This window comes from Streptomyces sp. NH27 (assembly GCF_056859195.1).
Genome location: NZ_JACEGK010000903.1, coordinates 1 through 1,537, shown reverse-complemented (window position 1 = coordinate 1,537; position 1,537 = coordinate 1). Strand labels below are relative to the sequence as shown.

Genomic DNA, 1,537 nt, shown 5'->3' with positions numbered 1-1,537 from the left:
CCCCTCCGCTCACCCCTCCGCTCGGGTCAGCGCCACATCCAGTACGACCAGCAGCGCATCCCGCACCGACCCCCGCTCCCGCGCGTCGAACGTGATGACGGGAACGTTCTCCGCCACGTCCAGCGCCCACCGCACCTCGTCGGTCGTGTGCTCGACCTTCCCGTCGAAAGCGTTGACGGCGACCGCAAACGGTATCCGCCGGTGCTCGAAGTAGTCGACCGCGGCGTAGCAGTCGTCGAGGCGGCGGGTGTCCACGATGACGAGGCCGCCGAGGGCGCCCTGCACGAGGTCGTCCCACATGAAACCGAACCGCTCCTGGCCCGGGGTGCCGAAGAGGTAGAGCTTCAGGCCGGCGTCGATGGTGATGCAGCCGAAGTCCATCGCCACGGTGGTCGTGGTCTTGTGCGGGGTGTGGGTGAGATCGTCCACACCCGCGGCCACTTCGGTGATGGCGGCCTCGGTGGTGAGCGGACGGATCTCCGAGATCGACCCGACCGCGGTGGTCTTGCCGACCCCGAACCCGCCGGCGACCACCATCTTCACCGGCAGCGGGGGCGCGGCGCGACCGGGCGCCTCAGTCGGTGTCACGGAGTGTCCCCCCGGAGTCGGGGATGGTGCGGAGACCATCGATAACCCTTCGCAGTACAGAAACGTCGCGGGCGATGTCGGCGCTCGGAACGTACACCGAGAGGTGGCCGCCCGCCGAAAGGTCCTCGGCAAGTACCCGGACCACGTTGAGGTGCAGCCGCAGCGTGGCCGCGATCTCGGCCACCGACTGCGGCCGGCGGCAGGCGGCCACGATGTCGTGCCGCTCGAACGACATCAGGTCCAGCCGCTCCAACCCGGCGGCGGTCGCCACGAGTTGGGTCTCGACCGGCATCGGCGGCACGTCCGAGCCGGCGCCCGCCCCGGCCACCCGGCCCGCGGTCACCAGGAACGGCCGTACGGCGGGCGCCCGGTCGACCGGTTCGTCACCGGCGCCCATGGTCCTTCACCTCCTCGCGGTGAGCCGTCAGCGGTGTGTTGTCAGCGGTGGCCGGCACGTCCGGCCACTCGTACGTGACCAGTTCGTACGCCAACTGCCCGTACGTCAACTGCCCGTACGAGAAAAGCTCGTGCGTCAACTTCCCATACGTCACAGGCCCATTGGCCAACTGCCGGTACGCGGACGCCCCGTACCTCGGCAGCCGACACGTCAACTGCCGGTACGTCAACGGGCCGACGGCGAACCGACCGTGTTCTTCAACTCCAGTACCAGCTCCGGGTTGAGCGCCGCGCCGGCCCGGTTCGCGAACACCGTCATCTCGTAGGCGATGTTCCCGAGCTTCGCCTCCTTGGAGGTGACCACGCCCAGGACGGCGCCGCTGCCGATCGCCGAGACCAGGATGTGGCCCTCCGCGAGGTCGATGATCACCTTGTTCAGCGGGCCCAGGCCGTAGTTGCCGGCGGCGCCCGCGGCGAGGCTGGTCATGCCCGAGACGATCGCGGCGAGACGTTCGGAGTCCGCCGGGTCGCGGAGCTGCGACACGGCGATCAG

Annotated in this window: 4 protein-coding genes; all 4 read right to left on the bottom strand. The window is 69.6% G+C overall.

Annotated features, from left to right (window positions below; all coding sequences use genetic code 11):
- Nucleotides 1–9: 9 nt before the first annotated feature.
- The gene (locus AC13HU_RS36935) at nt 10–627 is read right to left on the bottom strand and encodes a GTP-binding protein (RefSeq protein WP_483046373.1); all 618 of its coding nucleotides are present in this window, start codon (nt 625–627) and stop codon (nt 10–12) included.
- Entirely contained in the window at nt 575–985 is a 411-nt protein-coding gene (locus AC13HU_RS36930) for a DUF742 domain-containing protein (RefSeq protein WP_483046372.1), read from the bottom strand. The genes AC13HU_RS36935 and AC13HU_RS36930 overlap by 53 nt, the downstream gene beginning before the upstream one ends.
- Nucleotides 972–1,124 (bottom strand): hypothetical protein, encoded by a 153-nt coding sequence (locus tag AC13HU_RS36925; RefSeq protein WP_483046371.1) that lies wholly within the window; start codon nt 1,122–1,124, stop codon nt 972–974. Before AC13HU_RS36925 ends, AC13HU_RS36930 begins: the two co-directional genes overlap by 14 nt.
- 86 nt (nt 1,125–1,210) lie before the next feature.
- On the bottom strand, nt 1,211–1,537 hold a 327-nt coding region (locus AC13HU_RS36920), incomplete at its 5' end, for a roadblock/LC7 domain-containing protein (RefSeq protein WP_483046370.1).

What these genes read in the sequence shown, in the direction of transcription:
- AC13HU_RS36935 (WP_483046373.1), bottom strand. Translation starts at nt 627, where the DNA reads ATGGTCTCCGCACCATCCCCGACTCCGGGGGGACACTCCGTGACACCG.
- AC13HU_RS36930 (WP_483046372.1), bottom strand. Translation starts at nt 985, where the DNA reads ATGGGCGCCGGTGACGAACCGGTCGACCGGGCGCCCGCCGTACGGCCG.